At 65.6% G+C, this 14,883-nt stretch carries 13 protein-coding genes; 5 read left to right on the forward strand and 8 right to left on the reverse strand.

The window, feature by feature from the left end; translation table 11 throughout:
* Positions 1-7: 7 nt before the first annotated feature.
* On the forward strand, positions 8-1,489 hold the full coding sequence (locus tag ACLIMP_RS14785) for a Ppx/GppA family phosphatase (RefSeq protein ID WP_185996864.1): 1,482 nt from the start codon (positions 8-10) through the stop codon (positions 1,487-1,489).
* 28 nt (positions 1,490-1,517) lie between these two features.
* Here ACLIMP_RS14785 and ACLIMP_RS14790 read toward each other — a convergent pair whose 3' ends face one another.
* On the reverse strand, positions 1,518-2,423 hold the full coding sequence (locus tag ACLIMP_RS14790) for a LysR family transcriptional regulator (RefSeq protein WP_185996863.1): 906 nt from the start codon (positions 2,421-2,423) through the stop codon (positions 1,518-1,520).
* A 92-nt stretch (positions 2,424-2,515) separates the two neighbouring features.
* Between ACLIMP_RS14790 and ACLIMP_RS14795 the strand changes: the two genes are divergently transcribed.
* Both ACLIMP_RS14795 and ACLIMP_RS14800 read left to right on the forward strand, forming a co-directional pair.
* The gene (locus tag ACLIMP_RS14795) at positions 2,516-2,935 is read left to right on the forward strand and encodes a DoxX family protein (RefSeq protein ID WP_324696435.1); all 420 of its coding nucleotides are present in this window, start codon (positions 2,516-2,518) and stop codon (positions 2,933-2,935) included.
* Between the two features lie 14 nt (positions 2,936-2,949).
* Complete coding sequence (locus ACLIMP_RS14800) at positions 2,950-3,738, forward strand: DODA-type extradiol aromatic ring-opening family dioxygenase (protein WP_324696437.1); 789 nt, start codon at positions 2,950-2,952, stop codon at positions 3,736-3,738.
* A gap of 40 nt (positions 3,739-3,778) precedes the next feature.
* On the opposite strand, the gene ACLIMP_RS14805 is transcribed toward ACLIMP_RS14800, so the two are convergent.
* The 6 genes from ACLIMP_RS14805 to ACLIMP_RS14830 form a co-directional block, all read right to left on the reverse strand.
* Positions 3,779-4,762 carry a GGDEF domain-containing protein gene (locus ACLIMP_RS14805; protein WP_185996861.1) on the reverse strand — a complete coding sequence of 328 codons (984 nt, stop codon included), beginning with the start codon at positions 4,760-4,762 and terminating at the stop codon, positions 3,779-3,781.
* Between the two features lie 267 nt (positions 4,763-5,029).
* Positions 5,030-5,530: a L,D-transpeptidase family protein gene (locus ACLIMP_RS14810; RefSeq protein ID WP_054436319.1), complete on the reverse strand. Its 501-nt coding sequence runs from the start codon at positions 5,528-5,530 to the stop codon at positions 5,030-5,032.
* Positions 5,531-5,534: 4 nt separating this feature from the next.
* Complete coding sequence (locus tag ACLIMP_RS14815; RefSeq protein ID WP_054436320.1) at positions 5,535-6,824, reverse strand: adenylosuccinate synthase; 1,290 nt, start codon at positions 6,822-6,824, stop codon at positions 5,535-5,537.
* A 144-nt stretch (positions 6,825-6,968) separates the two neighbouring features.
* Positions 6,969-8,111 (reverse strand): ATP phosphoribosyltransferase regulatory subunit, encoded by a 1,143-nt coding sequence (locus tag ACLIMP_RS14820; RefSeq protein ID WP_324696438.1) that lies wholly within the window; start codon positions 8,109-8,111, stop codon positions 6,969-6,971.
* 141 nt (positions 8,112-8,252) lie between these two features.
* Positions 8,253-9,839, reverse strand: a complete 1,587-nt coding sequence (gene serA, locus ACLIMP_RS14825; protein WP_054436322.1) for a phosphoglycerate dehydrogenase — start codon at positions 9,837-9,839, stop codon at positions 8,253-8,255.
* A gap of 106 nt (positions 9,840-9,945) precedes the next feature.
* Positions 9,946-11,082 carry a phosphoserine transaminase gene (locus tag ACLIMP_RS14830; protein WP_054436323.1) on the reverse strand — a complete coding sequence of 379 codons (1,137 nt, stop codon included), beginning with the start codon at positions 11,080-11,082 and terminating at the stop codon, positions 9,946-9,948.
* Between the two features lie 273 nt (positions 11,083-11,355).
* Between ACLIMP_RS14830 and ACLIMP_RS14835 the strand changes: the two genes are divergently transcribed.
* Positions 11,356-12,033: an extensin-like domain-containing protein gene (locus tag ACLIMP_RS14835; RefSeq protein ID WP_132469291.1), complete on the forward strand. Its 678-nt coding sequence runs from the start codon at positions 11,356-11,358 to the stop codon at positions 12,031-12,033.
* A 95-nt stretch (positions 12,034-12,128) separates the two neighbouring features.
* Here ACLIMP_RS14835 and ACLIMP_RS14840 read toward each other — a convergent pair whose 3' ends face one another.
* Entirely contained in the window at positions 12,129-13,397 is a 1,269-nt protein-coding gene (locus ACLIMP_RS14840) for an amidohydrolase family protein (RefSeq protein ID WP_054436325.1), read from the reverse strand.
* A gap of 182 nt (positions 13,398-13,579) precedes the next feature.
* Between ACLIMP_RS14840 and ACLIMP_RS14845 the strand changes: the two genes are divergently transcribed.
* Positions 13,580-14,857: a cytochrome P450 gene (locus ACLIMP_RS14845; protein WP_324696440.1), complete on the forward strand. Its 1,278-nt coding sequence runs from the start codon at positions 13,580-13,582 to the stop codon at positions 14,855-14,857.
* Positions 14,858-14,883 lie beyond the last annotated feature (26 nt).

Below are 14,883 nucleotides of genomic sequence, written 5' to 3' on the forward strand. Positions count from 1 at the left end.
GAACGGAATGATCGGCATCAGCCACAGCAGCGAAAAGCGCGCCATCATCGACATCGGCTCGAACACGGTGCGCCTCGTCGTATACAACGGGCCGCCCCGTGCGCCGGTCGTCGTCCTGAACGAGAAAGTGAACGCCCGGCTCGGGCGCGATCTCGGGAAGACCAAGGCGATCTCCGAAAAGGCGATGAAGACCGCGCTCGTCGCGCTTGGCCGGTTTGCCGGGCTGCTCCGCCTGCTGGATGTGAAGGATGTCGAATGCGTGGCGACCGCCGCGGCGCGGGACGCTTCGAACGGCAAGGAATTCCTTGACGCCGTGCGCCAGCTCGGGCTCGAACCCCGCCTGCTTTCGGGCGAGGAGGAAGCCCGCGCCAGCGCCACCGGCGTGATCGCGGCCTTCCCCGGCGCTCGCGGCATCGCGGCCGATCTCGGCGGCGGCAGCCTCGAACTGGTGGAGATCGCCGATGGCGTGAGCAACGGCGGCATCACTCTCCCGCTCGGCACCCTGCGCCTGCCGGACCTTCGCGCAGCCGGTGAGGCAGCATTTTCCGAAACCGTGCAAAGCCGCCTCCAGAAGGCGGGATGGAACAAGGGCCGCGGACAGCCGCTCTATATCGTCGGCGGTTCCTGGCGTGCGCTGGCGCTTCAGGCCATGCGCGCGCTCGACTTCCCGGTGGACGATCCGCACGGCTTCGAGCTGGAAGCGGCAGAGGCCCTGCGCCTCGCCCGCATCTTCGCGAAGGGCAAGCTGAACGACGTCGATCCGCGCATCTCCGGTTCACGCCTCGCCAGCCTGCCGGACGCCGCCGCGCTGATGGTCGAGGTTATTACCCGGCTGGAACCCTCCAAGCTGGTGTTTTCATCCTGGGGCCTGCGCGAGGGGCTTCTTCACGCCCAGCTTCCGGCCGAAATCCAGGCGCAGGACCCGATGCTGGCCAGCGTTGCCGGCTTCTCCGCCTCGGCCCGCGTCACCGCCGAGGATGCCATGGCCCTCGCCCGCTGGACGGCGCCGGTCTGCCGCGAAGAACCGCAGGATCGCCAGTTGCGGCAGGCTTCCGGCCTGCTCGCCCTCGCCGCCATGCGCACCGAACCGAACCTGCGCACCGAGGAAGCCATGACCTGGGCTCTGCGCAAACGCTGGATCGGCCTCGACATGCACGGGCGCGGGATGATGGCGATGACCGTCTTCGCCAATTCCGGCCAGACCGAAGTGCCCGAGCAGTTCACCCGGCTCGCCGTTCAGGAAGACCTTGACCGCGCAATCGGCTGGGGCCTTGCCGTGCGCCTCTGCCGCCGACTGACCGGCTGCACCGCACAAGGCCTCGCGCGCAGTTCAATCCGCAGCGAGGACGGAAAGCTGATCCTTACGCTCGGCGATTCCATGCGCCCGCTCTACAGCCCGGGCGTCGCCAAAGACCACAAGTCGCTGTCCGAATGGCTGGGGCTGGCGGCGACGGTCCATGATCCCGAGGGCAACGTCCTGATCGATTGACGGCGGAACGATCGCAGCGGCTGCCGAACTACCAGTCCTGCGCCATGGCCGGCAGTCTCTGCACAAGGAAATCGATCCACGCGCGGGTCTTGGCCGCGGGGCGCCGCGTCCGGTGCGTGACGGCGTGAACGGCGCCGAGATCCAGCAGTTCCGCTCCCAGGTCCAGTTCCACCAGTCGCCCATCGCCGATGGCGCGATCCACGAAGAAGCGCGGGCCGTAGACGAGGCCCATGCCCGCCACCGCCGCCTGGGCAAGAACCTGCCCGTTGTTCGCATGGAGCGAGCCGCGCACCGCCACCGCGCGGCTGCCGTCGCGGCCGAAGCCCCAGCGCGTGGTGCCGGTCTCGTTGCCCAGCGTGTAGCCGAGGCAGTCATGCCCTGCCAGATCGTCCAGCGAATGCGGCGTCCCGCGCCTTTCGAGATAGGCGGGCGAAGCACAGATAGCCATCCGCACGGGCGCGAGCTTGCGGGCGACGAGATTGCTGTCCGCCAGTCGGCCGATGCGCACGGCGACATCCCAGCGCTCCTCCAGCAGGTCGACCACACGGTCGTTCAGCCCCAGTTCCACGGTGACGGCAGGATGGCGTTCGTGGAACGCGGTGACGAGATCGACGAGGTAGGCGCTGCCGAAAGCGGCCGGCCCCGAGACGCGCAGCAGCCCCTCCACCGCCGCGGACTGGGCCATGGCCTCCGCATCGGCATCCTCCAGTTCCGCCAGCACGCGCTCGGCCTTGTCGAGATAGGCAGCCCCCACTTCGGTAAGCGCAAGGCGGCGCGTCGTGCGGTTCGCCAGGGTCGCGCCGAGGCGCTGTTCCAGCGCATTGAGGTGCTTGGCCGCCATCGCCGGAGACATCGAGAGATCGCGCGCCGCTGCCGAAAGGCCGCCCAGACGGATCGCCTTGACGAAAACCTCGATGCCCTTCAGCCGGTCCATTCAACACCTGTGATAAAAAGTCATTCAACAAACTGCATGATTATCACCAATCAGGAGAAGGTCTAGATCGGCTCTCGAAAGGAAGCCCCCCCATGAACCAGCCTTCGACGATCCCCTCCCCCCAGACCGCACCTTACGGCGCCTTCGTCCTGCGCGTGGCGCTCGGCACAGTGTTCCTCGCCCATTTCGCGCTCAAGCTGTTCGTCTTCACGCCTGCCGGAACCGCCGCGTTCTTTGGCAGTCTCGGCCTTCCCGGCGGCCTTGCCTATGTGACGATGGCGGCCGAACTTCTCGGCGGCCTTGCGCTGATCCTGGGCATCTACGCCCGCGTCGTTGCGCTGGCCTTGATCCCGCTGCTGCTCGGCACCATCGTGATGGTGCATGGAGCCAACGGCTTCTTCTTCGATTCCAAGGGTGGCGGCTGGGAATATCCCGCCTTCTGGTCGATCACCCTCTTCGTCCTCGCCCTGATCGGAGACGGTGCCCACGCACTGATCCCCACGCGGCGCTGAAAGGAACACGCACCATGACCCGCCAACCCAGCTTCTTCATTCCCCACGGCGGCGGCCCCTGCTTCTTCATGCCGGACCCGCAAGGCAACTGGGAAACGATGGCCGAGTTCCTGCGCGGCCTGCCCGCCCGCCTGCCCGAAGCGCCCAAGGCGATCCTCGTGGTGTCCGGGCACTGGGAAACGCACGGCTTCGCCTTCACCGGCGCCGAGCGACCCGCGCTGCTTTATGATTACTACGGCTTTCCGCAGCACACTTACGAGCTGCGCTTCGATGCCCCCGGCTCACCCTGGCTGGCAGCCCGCGCGAGCCAGCTCCTGCGCGAGGCCGGCTTCGCGGCAGCCGCCGATCCGCAGCGCGGGTACGACCACGGGGTGTTCGTTCCACTGAAGGTGGCGTGGCCCGCTGCGGATGTCCCTGTCGTGGAGATGTCGCTGGACCGTTCGCTCAATCCGGCAATGCACCTCGCCGCCGGGCAGGCCCTCGCCCCGCTGCGCGACGAAGGCGTGCTGATCCTGGGATCGGGCATGAGCTTCCACAACATGCGCGGCTACGGCAATCCGGCCTCGACCGCACCTTCGCTGGCATTCGACGAGTGGCTGACCGAGGCTGCCGAAGCCGGACCGGATGACCGGGCCAAGGCCCTGTCGCGCTGGGCGGATGCTCCCGGAGGGCGGTTCTCGCACCCGCGCGAGGAACACCTGCTGCCGCTGATGGTGGCTGCAGGTGCCGCACAGGGCGCCGGGGAAAAAGTCTACTCCGATATCGTGCTCAAGACGGCGATCTCGGCGTTCCGGTTCGATTGAGAAACATCGGGACAGGCAGGGGCCAGACCCCTGCCTGTCCTCAATGCAAGAGCTCGCAGCGGTTCCGTCCGCCCCGCTTCGCGGCGTAAAGCGGCCCATCTGCCGCCGCGAGCCAGTCCTCGACACTGGCGATCGCCGCATTCAGCGGGGCGATGCCGAAGCTGGCCGTGACACGGATCGTGCCGCCGCCCGGCAGCGTAATGTCACGGGCGGCAAGCGTCTCCCGAAAACGCTCCACCGCCGCAAGAGCATCGGACGGTTCGGTTTCCGGCAGGAGAACGGCAAACTCCTCGCCGCCGAGCCTGCCGAGGAAATCGACCGGCCGCGTCGAGCCGACCACCGTCGCCGCCATTTCGCGCAGGACCGCGTCTCCGGCCGGATGGCCATGCGTGTCGTTCACCCGCTTGAAGTGGTCGAGATCGATCAGCACGAGGCAGCACGGACGGCCGTAGCGCTGGAAGCGGGTCATCTCCTGCTTCGCCTTGTCCACGAAACCGCGCCGGGTCAGCGCCCCGGTAAGCTGGTCCCGCTCGGCGATGCGGCGCAGTTCCAGCTCGTTCATGACGATACGGGCGAAATTGGAGAGGATCGCCACTTCGGCTTCGTTGAAATCGCGCACCTTGTCGTCGATCGCGCAAAGGACGCCCACGTTGTAACCCTCCGGCGTCAGCAGCGGAATACCGGCATAGCTGCGCACGCCGGGCTCGGTCGCCACGAAGGGATTGTCGGCAAAGCGCGCGTCGAGCCGGGCATCGGAGATCAGGAACGGTGCGGTCTGCTGGATCGCATGCGTGCAGAACGAGACACTGCGCGGCGTTTCCGAAACGTCCAGCCCGCTGCGCGCCTTGAACCACTGGCGGTCGGCATCGACCAGCGTGACGGCGGCCATCGGCACGCGAAGCACGGCCCGCACCAGAGAGACGACATGCTCGAAAGCCTCCTCCGGCTCGCTGTCGAGCACTTCGAGGTTCTGCAGGGCGGCAAGGCGGCCCTGCTCGTCGTTCAGGATGGTTTGCGGGAGCATCGAGGAGGCGTTCCGACCGCGCCGCCCCGTCGCAAGGGTGGCAATGTTGAACCAGAGACCGGCTCCCGGCAGATAGTCCTGCCGTGCGAACCGGTCGCGAAAGGGCGCGCGAGCCTCACCTGGCCGAATCCCGGCAACGGCTCCCCGATTCCCCGTACACATCCATAGTGCAGGATTAAATTTCTTAAAACGCAAGACAGCCTCGACACGGCGTATCCCGGGCGAAATCGGGCGGACATCGCAGCCACAATGGCTGCATCGGCGCGATCAGGGCAGGATCTCTATCGCGGTTCCATCGCCGACCGATTCCCAGAGGAATTCGATCTCGTCATTGGAAACGGCGATGCACCCATCGGTCCAGTCGCCCGGCACCCGGCCTTGCGGCAGGGAGTTGGGCTGCCCGTGAATCATGATCATCCCGCCCGGCGAACGCCCGCGCGCCTGTGCATAGGCGCGGTCCTGCGGGCCGGGATAGGAGATGTGGAGCGAGAGGTGATAGGCGCTGGCAGGGTTGCCCCAGTCGATCTCGTAGCGCCCCTCGGGGGTTCGCTCGTCGCCCTCGAAGCGCTTGGGGCCGGTCGGCTCGTCGCCCAGCTGGATATGCTCGATCCTGTGAACGAGCCGGTCGCCGGACCAGAGTTCCATGAACCGCGCCGCCTTGCGCACGCGGATCAGGTCGATTTCGGGAAGCGGCGGCGCAGGCTCGGCGTCGGCGGCGCCGATACCGAGCAGTAGCAGGAGCGGCGCGAGTCTGGACCCGCGCCGCACCGGATCAGTCCTGGAAAGGATCGCGCACGAGGATGGTATCCTCGCGCTCGGGGCTGGTCGAAACCAGTGCCACCGGGGTTTCGATCAGTTCCTGCACGCGCTGGATGTACTTGATCGCCTGTGCAGGCAGATCGGCCCAGGAACGGGCGCCGGCGGTGGTGCCCTGCCAGCCGTCCATTTCCTCGTAGATCGGCTCGACATTGGCCTGATCGGCGGCGTGGCTCGGGAAATAGTCCAGAACCTTGCCGTGGAGGCGGTAGCCGGTGCAGATCTTCACCTTCTCGAAGCCGTCGAGAACGTCGAGCTTGGTGAGAGCGATGCCGGTCACGCCCGAGATCGCGCAGGACTGGCGGGTCAGCACCGCGTCGAACCAGCCGCAACGGCGCTTGCGGCCGGTGACGGTGCCGAATTCATGGCCGCGTTCGCCCAGGCGCTGGCCGGTTTCGTCTTCCAGCTCGGTCGGGAACGGACCCGAGCCGACGCGGGTGGTGTAGGCCTTCACGATACCGAGCACGAAGCCCGTCGCCGCAGGACCGAGGCCCGAACCCGAAGCCGCCGTGCCCGAAACCGTGTTCGAGCTGGTGACGAAGGGATAAGTGCCGTGATCGACATCGAGCAGCACGCCCTGCGCGCCTTCGAACAGGATGCGGGCGCCGGCCTTGCGCACCTTGTTGAGGCGCTTCCACACCGGCTGCGAGAACTGGAGCACGAAGGGCGCGATCTCGCGCAGTTCGGCGAGCAGCGCTTCACGGTCCACCGGCGGCTGGCCGAAACCGGCGCGCAGTGCGTCGTGGTGGGCGCAGAGACGGTCGAGCTGCGGCTCAAGCGCATCGAGGTGCGCAAGATCGCAGACGCGGATGGCGCGGCGGCCGACCTTGTCCTCGTAAGCCGGGCCGATGCCGCGTCCGGTGGTGCCGATCTTGCCCGAACCGGCAGCCGATTCGCGCAGACCGTCGAGATCGCGGTGAAGCGGCAGGATCAGCGGGCAATTGTCCGCGATCGCAAAGTTATCGGGATTGATCTCCACGCCCTGGCCGCGCAGCTTCTCGACTTCCGACTTGAGGTGCCAGGGGTCGAGGACGACGCCGTTGCCGATGATCGACAGGGTGCCGGTGACGATGCCCGAGGGCAGCAGCGAAAGCTTGTAGACCTGCTCGCCCACTACCAGCGTGTGGCCGGCGTTGTGGCCACCCTGGAAGCGGACCACGGCATCGGCGCGGCTTGCCAGCCAGTCGACGATCTTGCCCTTGCCCTCATCGCCCCACTGGGCACCGATCACGGTTACGTTAGCCATGGATATACTCCTCCACCCTGCCTCGGTGGATCCAATAACGCCCTTCGACAGGACTCGGCGATATGGATTGTCATTAGGGCGGAAGCGCCCCGGCTTTTCGTTGGGCGCCCTAGGGGCAAGCCCCCCGGCTAGTCAAGAGCGCGCTCAGGCCAGCGGTATCGCTTCCGCGCCTTCCAACAGGTGCGAACAGCCCAGCGCGACCGGATCGTCGCTTTCGGAAAGCGCCGCCACGGTGGCCCAGCCCACCGCGCGCTGCTGCCCGGCGATGCGCGGATCGTGCCCCAGCGGCAGGAACAGCTTGCGCTGCACTGGCGGCTCGGTGGCCAGCAGGTCCACCAGCGGGTCCGGATAGAGCGAGAAGCCGGTCGCGGCTTCGGGGTGGTGCCCGGTCTGGCCGAGGATGCGATAGGTGCCGCCGCGCCCCAGGCTGCCGGAGATACCCTCGGCATAGATCGTGAAGCCGAACCACGACTGGTACTCGAAGCCATGACGCTCCGAAGGGTCGAGTGTGATGCGCGCCTTGTCGCCCAGGCGCGCCGCGATTTCGCGAAGCCCGGCGATCCGGCTGGCCAGCGCGCCGCCGCTGACACCCTCCGGGGCATCGAAGGCGGCCAGTCGCTCGATCGCGGTGGCGAAGGGGCCGACGGCGTAGAGCAGTGGCAGATAGGCTTCGCCGCCAACATCCACCAGCCCGCCTGCGTCCTTGGCGTCCAGCATCTGGCGCACGGCCTCTATCCGGCCCTCGGGCAGCGGCAGCGCTTCCGCCGACAGCGCGTCAACGAGGTCCGGCATCGTGAAGTCCACCGAAATCCCGGTCGCGCCCGCTGCGCGAAGGGATTCGATCGCCAGTTCCACGATCTCACCGGCGGCGGCAACAGAATCGGTGCCGATCAGCTCCGCGCCGAGCTGAAGACGTTCGCGGCGCGGGTCGAGTCCGTCGCCCTTGATGGTGCAGACCTGACCCGAATAGGACAGGCGCAGCGGGCGCGGCGCCTCGGCAAGGCCGGTGGCGGCGATGCGGGCGACTTGCGCTGTCATGTCCGAGCGCAGCGCGAGCATCCTCATCGACACCGGATCGACGAAACGGAACATGCGCCGCACCTGCACGCCGGCCATGCGGCTGGCGAGCGCCTTTTCGAATTCGATCAGCGGCGTCTCGACGCGTTCGTAGCCATGGCTGGTCAGCACGTCATGCGCCATGCGGCGCACTTGCTGGGAGGCCCAGGCCTGCTGCGGAAGACGGTCGCCCAGTCCTTCGGGCAAGAGATCGCGGTCGTTGTCCTGCATGATGGTCGGGGCCTTAGCGGGATGAGGAAGAATTGTCGATTGGTTGCTGAAAACAGCCCGTTCAGGCACATTTTCGCAAAGGAAAAGGGGCCGGCACTTGCGCACCGGCCCCTTCCGTTGGGAGCTTGTAAATCCGCCCGATCAGACGAACTTGAGCGCCTTAACGGTCTTCACGCCCGGCAGCGAAGTGGCAGCCTTGAGCACGTCTTCCGACACGGCGCTGTCAACCGAGAGCAGCAGAACCGCCTCGCCACCGGTATCGCGGCGACCGAGGTTGAAGGTGCCGATGTTGATCGCGTTTTCGCCCAGCAGGGTGCCGATGCGGCCGATGAAGCCCGGCGCGTCCTCGTTGACGATGTACATCATGTCACCGGCGAGTTCGGCTTCGACCTTGATGCCGAACATCTCGACCAGACGCGGCTCGCGGTTGTTGAACAGCGTGCCGGCCACCGAACGCTCGCCCGCTTCGGTCTTCACCGAGACGCGGATCAGCGTGTGGTAGTCGCCCTCGCGCTCGGTCTTCACTTCGCGCACTTCAAGGCCGCGCTCCTTGGCGAGGAACGGCGCGTTGACCATGTTCACCGTGTCCGACTGGACGCGCATGAAACCGGCCAGCACGGCGGCGGTGATCGGCTTCTGGTTCAGTTCGGCAGCCGCGCCTTCGACGTGGATCGAGATGCGGGGAACCGAATCGCGGGTCAGCTGGCCGACCATCGAGCCGAGCATTTCCGCCAGCTTCATGTAAGGCTTCAGCTTCGGCGCTTCCTCGGCCGAAAGCGAAGGCATGTTGAGCGCGTTGGTGACGCCGCCGTTGACCAGGAAGTCGGCCAGCTGCTCGGCCACCTGAAGCGCCACGTTGACCTGCGCCTCGGTGGTCGATGCGCCAAGGTGCGGAGTGCAGATGAAGTTCGGCGTGCCGAACAGCGGCGAGTCCTTGGCGGGCTCGGTCTGGAACACGTCGAGCGCGGCACCGGCGACGTGGCCGTTGTCGAGCATGGTCTTGAGCGCGGCTTCGTCGATCAACCCGCCACGCGCGCAATTGACGATGCGCACGCCCTTCTTGGTCTTGGCCAGGTTCTCGGCCGAGAGGATGTTGCGGGTCTGGTCGGTCAGCGGCGTGTGCAGCGTGATGAAGTCCGCCTTCTCGAGCAGGGTGTCGAGATCGGCCTTTTCCACGCCCATTTCCACGGCGCGTTCCGGGGTGAGGAACGGGTCGAAGGCGACGACCTTCATCTTCAGGCCCAGCGCGCGGCTGGCGACGATCGAGCCGATGTTGCCGGCACCGATCAGGCCCAGCGTCTTGCCGGTGACTTCAACGCCCATGAAGCCGTTCTTCGGCCACAGGCCCGCTTGCGTCTGCGCGTTGGCTTCAGGAATCTGGCGGGCCAGCGCGAAGATCATGGCGATGGCGTGTTCGGCGGTGGTGATCGAGTTGCCGAACGGCGTGTTCATCACGACGACGCCCTGGGCCGAAGCGGCCGGGATATCGACGTTGTCGACGCCGATACCGGCGCGGCCGATCACCTTCAGGTTCTTCGCGGCGGCGAGGATTTCCTTGGTGACCTTGGTCGACGAACGGATGGCAAGGCCATCATAGTCGCCGATGCGCGCGATCAACTGCTCGGGCGTTTCGCCGGTGATGACGTCTACGTCGCAGCCACGGATCTCGAAGATACGGGCGGCATTGGGGTCCATCTTGTCCGAAATGAGGACGCGGGGCTTGGTCATGGAATTTTTCCTTCACTCGTCATCCCAGCGCAGGCCGGGATCGCAGGCCGCAAGCGCGGCGCTCGGTTGGAAGCGGTCCCAGCTTTCGCTGGGACGACGTTGAAAATCAGGCGGCAGCCTTGACGGTGGCGTAGGCCCAGTCGAGCCACGGTCCCAGCGCCTCGATGTCGGCGGTGTCCACGGTCGCGCCGCACCAGATGCGCAGGCCCGCAGGGGCATCGCGGTATCCGGCGACGTCGTAAGCCGCGCCTTCCTTTTCGAGGACGGCGGCAAACTTCTTGATGAAGTCTGCATCCGCACCTTCGACCGTAAGGCAAACCGAGGTCTTCGAACGCGTGCCGGAATCAACCGCAAGGTGGCCAAGCCAGTCACGCTCGGCGACGATCTTGTCCAGCGCGTGGGCATTGGCGTTCGAACGGGCCTTCAGCCCTTCGAGACCGCCCAGACCCTTGGCCCATTCCAGAGCGAAGATCGCATCCTCGACGGCGAGCATCGAGGGGGTGTTGATGGTTTCGCCCTTGAACACGCCTTCTGCCAGCTTGCCCTTCGACACAAGGCGGAACACCTTGGGAAGCGGCCAGGCCGGGGTGTAGTTCTCCAGACGCTCGACCGCGCGGGGGCCGAGGATCAGGACGCCGTGGCCGCCCTCGCCGCCCAGAACCTTCTGCCAGGAGAAGGTGGCAACGTCGATCTTGGACCAGTCGATGTCGTAGGCGAAAACTGCCGAAGTGGCGTCGGCGAAGGACAGGCCTTCACGGTCTGCCGGGATCCAGTTGGCATCCGGAACGCGCACGCCCGAGGTAGTGCCGTTCCAGGTGAAGAGCACGTCGTCGGACCAGTCGATCTTGTCGAGGTCGGGCAGCTGGCCATAGTCGGCGCGGAACACGGTGGGTTCCAGCTTGAGCTGCTTGACGGCGTCGGTAACCCAGCCCTCACCGAAGCTTTCCCAGGCCAGCGCGGTCACGCCGCGGGCGCCGAGCATGGTCCACATGGCCATCTCGAAGGCGCCGGTGTCCGAACCGGGGACGATACCGATGCGATGCGTATCGGGCAGCTGCAGAACTTCGCGCATCAGATCGATGCAGTACGCAAGGCGCGTCTTGCCGATCTTGGCGCGGTGCGAGCGGCCGAGAGCTTCGGTGTTCAGTTTTTCGGGGGCATATCCGGGCGGCTTGGCGCAGGGACCGGAAGAGAAGTGCGGACGCGCAGGTTTGCGCGCGGGAACGCTAATAATATCAGTCATTTCTGACTCTCCTTACAGAGAGCTCGCGCGGCGTTGGGACCGCGTGGCCCGGCGCCGCGTCTAAAGAGGCCGGGAAATTTGTCAAACGATTCTCCGGCCTCTTGCGCCAGATCGTTTCCCGATTGCGGGCTTTCGAGGCGGTTCGCTGCGCGGAAAAAGCCGGTTTCATGCATAGAGGTTATTCGGGGGAAAACTTCGAACCGCCCGATTCCCGCGCCCTTCCCGCACGGGTAAGCTCCGGTTCACCCAAGGCCCGGATGCTTGAGCCGGATGATGAAATCGCTGCACCGATTGCTGTTCGCCCTGCCCGTGATCGCCGTCCTCAGCGGCTGTATCGACCGGCCGGAACCGCCACGCGGACGCGGCTCGCGTCCAGCCGCCACGTCACGCCCGGAAACGCCGCCCACGCGCGAACTGCGCCAGTGCATGGCGACACTCGGCAACCAGAACGCGGTGTTCACTCAGGTGACGGACAAATACTACGGCAATGGCTGCGCCACACTCGGCACCGTCAAGCTGGCCGCGCTCAACACCGACAATGCCACGATCACCGTCACCAACCTCGGCCCGGTGACATGCGCCACGGCCACGCCCTTCGCCGCCTGGACGCGCTACGGCGTGGACAGGGCCGCGCAGCAGATCCTGGGAAGCCGCATCGTGCGGATCGAGACCTTCGGCAGCTACAGTTGCCGCAATGTCGCGGGCACCAACCGCCGCTCCGGCCATGCCATAGCCAATGCCATCGACGTTTCCGCCTTCGTGCTGGGTGACGGCCGCCGCATCAGCGTGCTGGAAGACTGGAACGGCGGAACCCCGGCCGAGCGCCGTTTCCTGCGCACGGTGCACGAAAGCGCCTGCAAGCGCTTCGGCACGACGCTGGGGCCGGACTACAACGAGGCTCACCGCAATCACTTCCACCTGGAAGCCGACGGCGCGAGCTTCTGCCGCTGAACGCGGCAATCCGCCCCGCGAAACGACTGGAAATGAAAAGGCCGGAGCGATTGCTCGCCCCGGCCTTTTTCCCTGAACCCGGTCTTGTCGGAACCTTAGAACGGCAGCTTGTAGAAGCGCACCGCGTTGTCCTGCAGGACCTTCTTCTTGGTGGCGAAGTCGTAGCCGCCCAGCACGTCCTTGATGTGCGCCTGCACGCCCGGATAGAGCGAGGTGGGGTGCGGGAAGTCGGTTTCGAACATCACGTTGCCCACGCCGATGGTTTCCAGCAGCAGCTTGGGCGCCACCTTTTCGAACCAGAAAGTGCACATGAAGTGATCGCGGAAGTAGTCCCAGGGCTGCTTCTTCAGTACGTTGCGCTTGCTGGGCAGCATTTCCTGGAACTGGTGCTCCAGCGCTTCCACCGCGAAGGGCACCCAGCCCATGCCGCTTTCGATCAGGCCGATCTTGAGGTTCGGGTGGCGATCGAGACGGCCAGAAACCATCCAGTTGCCCAGCGTTGCCGCATTGCCGATCGAGAACATCGTCGCCACCACCGACAGCGTCTGTTCGAACTGGAAACCTTCCCAGGTCAGCGTGTTCGGGTCGATCGCGGCGTTGAGGTGGAAGTTGAGCGAGATGCCTTCGGCGTCGATCATCTCCAGGAACGGCGTCCAGTATTCGTGGTTGAAGCTGGGCACGCCGACGCGTTCGGGGGTATCGGGCAGCACGAAGCCGCGCAGGCCCATGTCGATGCAGCGACGGGCTTCCTTCTCCATCTCCGCCTTGTTCCAGAACGGCAGGTGCGCCATCGGGAACAGGCGTTCGCCCGATTCACGCTGATAGTCGGCGTTGAAATCGTTGAACGTCTTCATGATGGTCACGGCCAGATCGTCATCGCCCAGCGTCATCAGCATGCCCGCCTGGGTGACGCCCGAGTTCTGGAAGCAAATCTGCGCATAGACGCCCATGTCATCCATCGCCTGAAGGCGCGGGGCGATTTCGTGACCGCCCGGATGTGCTTCTTCCAGCGTGGGGAAGGCAAGGCGGCCGAGCAGCTTGTTGTTGTCCTTGCGGATCACATTGCCGCCCAGCGAGCCGCAATTACGGTCCCCGATGTACCAGCGATCGACCCCATCGGCATCACGCTTCACGAACGGCATCTTGCTCTTCAGGCCGATCGGCGCGCGGTCGGTGAACAGCGTCGGCGGTTCGCTGAGGTGGGTATCGGTATCGACGATCTTGATGCCTTCCAGCGAGGGATCAAGCCCGCCAGACTGGGTGGAATAGTCAACCTCGCGGATCACGCCGCCCTTGGTGTAGCCCTCAGCGGACCAGTACTTGCGTGCAGATTCCTGCATTTCCTTCGTGTCGCCATCGGCCATGGCCTTATCTCCCAAAAGATGTGTTGGAACCCATGTCGCAACCTGAGCGGCTGCAAGCAATCGAAGAGCCCAACGCCGAGACGATGAATGTCCTAGGAGCGGCTGCCGGGCCGCGCGCATCGGTCTCTGCGCCTTGCCGCGGGGAGGATGCCCGGGCATCCATGGCCTCGGGAGACGACATTATGCCACAGATGCACACGCTCGACGACATCCGAGTCGATTTCGATGCACCGGACAACGTTCCGAAGGATCGCATCGTGGACCTCGGCTTCGCCATGGGCGGCCAGCCCAACGACCTCCTGGACCCTTACGAGCCCTGCGAATGGCTATCCGGCCCGGAGATCCCGCGCCTGCTCTACAATCCGCCCGCCCGCCACGGCCTCGGCGCGATCAGCGGCAATCGCGCGGGCAGCTGGGTCGTCAGCCACTACGAGGATATCGAGCGCGTCTATACCGACAACGCGCACTTCTCGAACGCGGGCACGGCGGAATTCCAGCGGTTGATCGGAGAGACGTTCAAGTCGATCCCGCTGGCCATCGATCCGCCGGACCATTCCAAGTACCGGCTCTACCTGATGCCCTATTTCTCACCGGCGCGGATCACCCGCGAACTGGAACCCCGCATCCGCAAGGTCGTCACCGAGATGATCGACGCCGTGGCGGACAAGGGCGAAGTGGACATGGCCTGGGATTTCGCACGGGTCTATCCCGTGCGCATCTTCATGGGCCTGATGGGTTTTCCGGACGAGAAGTTCGAGCAGTTCCTGGACTGGGAGTGGGACATCCTTCACTCGGGCAGCCTCGAAAAGATGCAGGCGGCGCTGCGCGGCGTGCTCGAATTCCTGCGCGCCTTCATCGCCGAGAAGGAAATCCATCCCGACGAGCATCTCGTCTCCTCGATCGTGCACGGAAAGATCGAGGGCCGCGCGCCGACCGAGGACGAGAAGATCGGCATGGTCTGGTTCCTGTGGCTGGGCGGGCTCGATACCGTGGCGGCCACGATCGCGCAGATGTTCCGCCGCCTCGCGCTCCAGCCCGAACTGCAAAAGCGCATCCGCGAGAATCCGGCGATCATCAACTCGGCGGTCGAGGAATTCCTGCGCACCCAGCCGATCCTCTCCTCGTCCCGTTCCGCCACGAAGGATTTCGAGTGGCACGGCGTGCAAATCCGCAAGGGCGACACGTTCGCCTGCCTCAATCCTTCCGGCAACTTCGATCCCGCGCGATTCGACGATCCGCGAACCTTCGATCCCGAACGCAAGGCGAACCGCCATTTCACCTTTGTCGGCGGGGTCCATATCTGTCTTGGCGCCCATCTCGCCCGGCGCGAGCTTCGGCTGCTGCTGGAGGAATGGTTCACGCGCATTCCCGAATTCCGGGTCAAGCCCGGCGCGGATACGGCGGTGTTTCCGGGGCTGCTCTCGATCCGCAACCTGCCGATCGTCTGGGACGCACCGTAACGAAAAAGGGCAGGAGACCGCCGCCT

The sequence above is a fragment of the Novosphingobium aeonii genome (assembly GCF_052279045.1).
Classification (GTDB): domain Bacteria; phylum Pseudomonadota; class Alphaproteobacteria; order Sphingomonadales; family Sphingomonadaceae; genus Novosphingobium.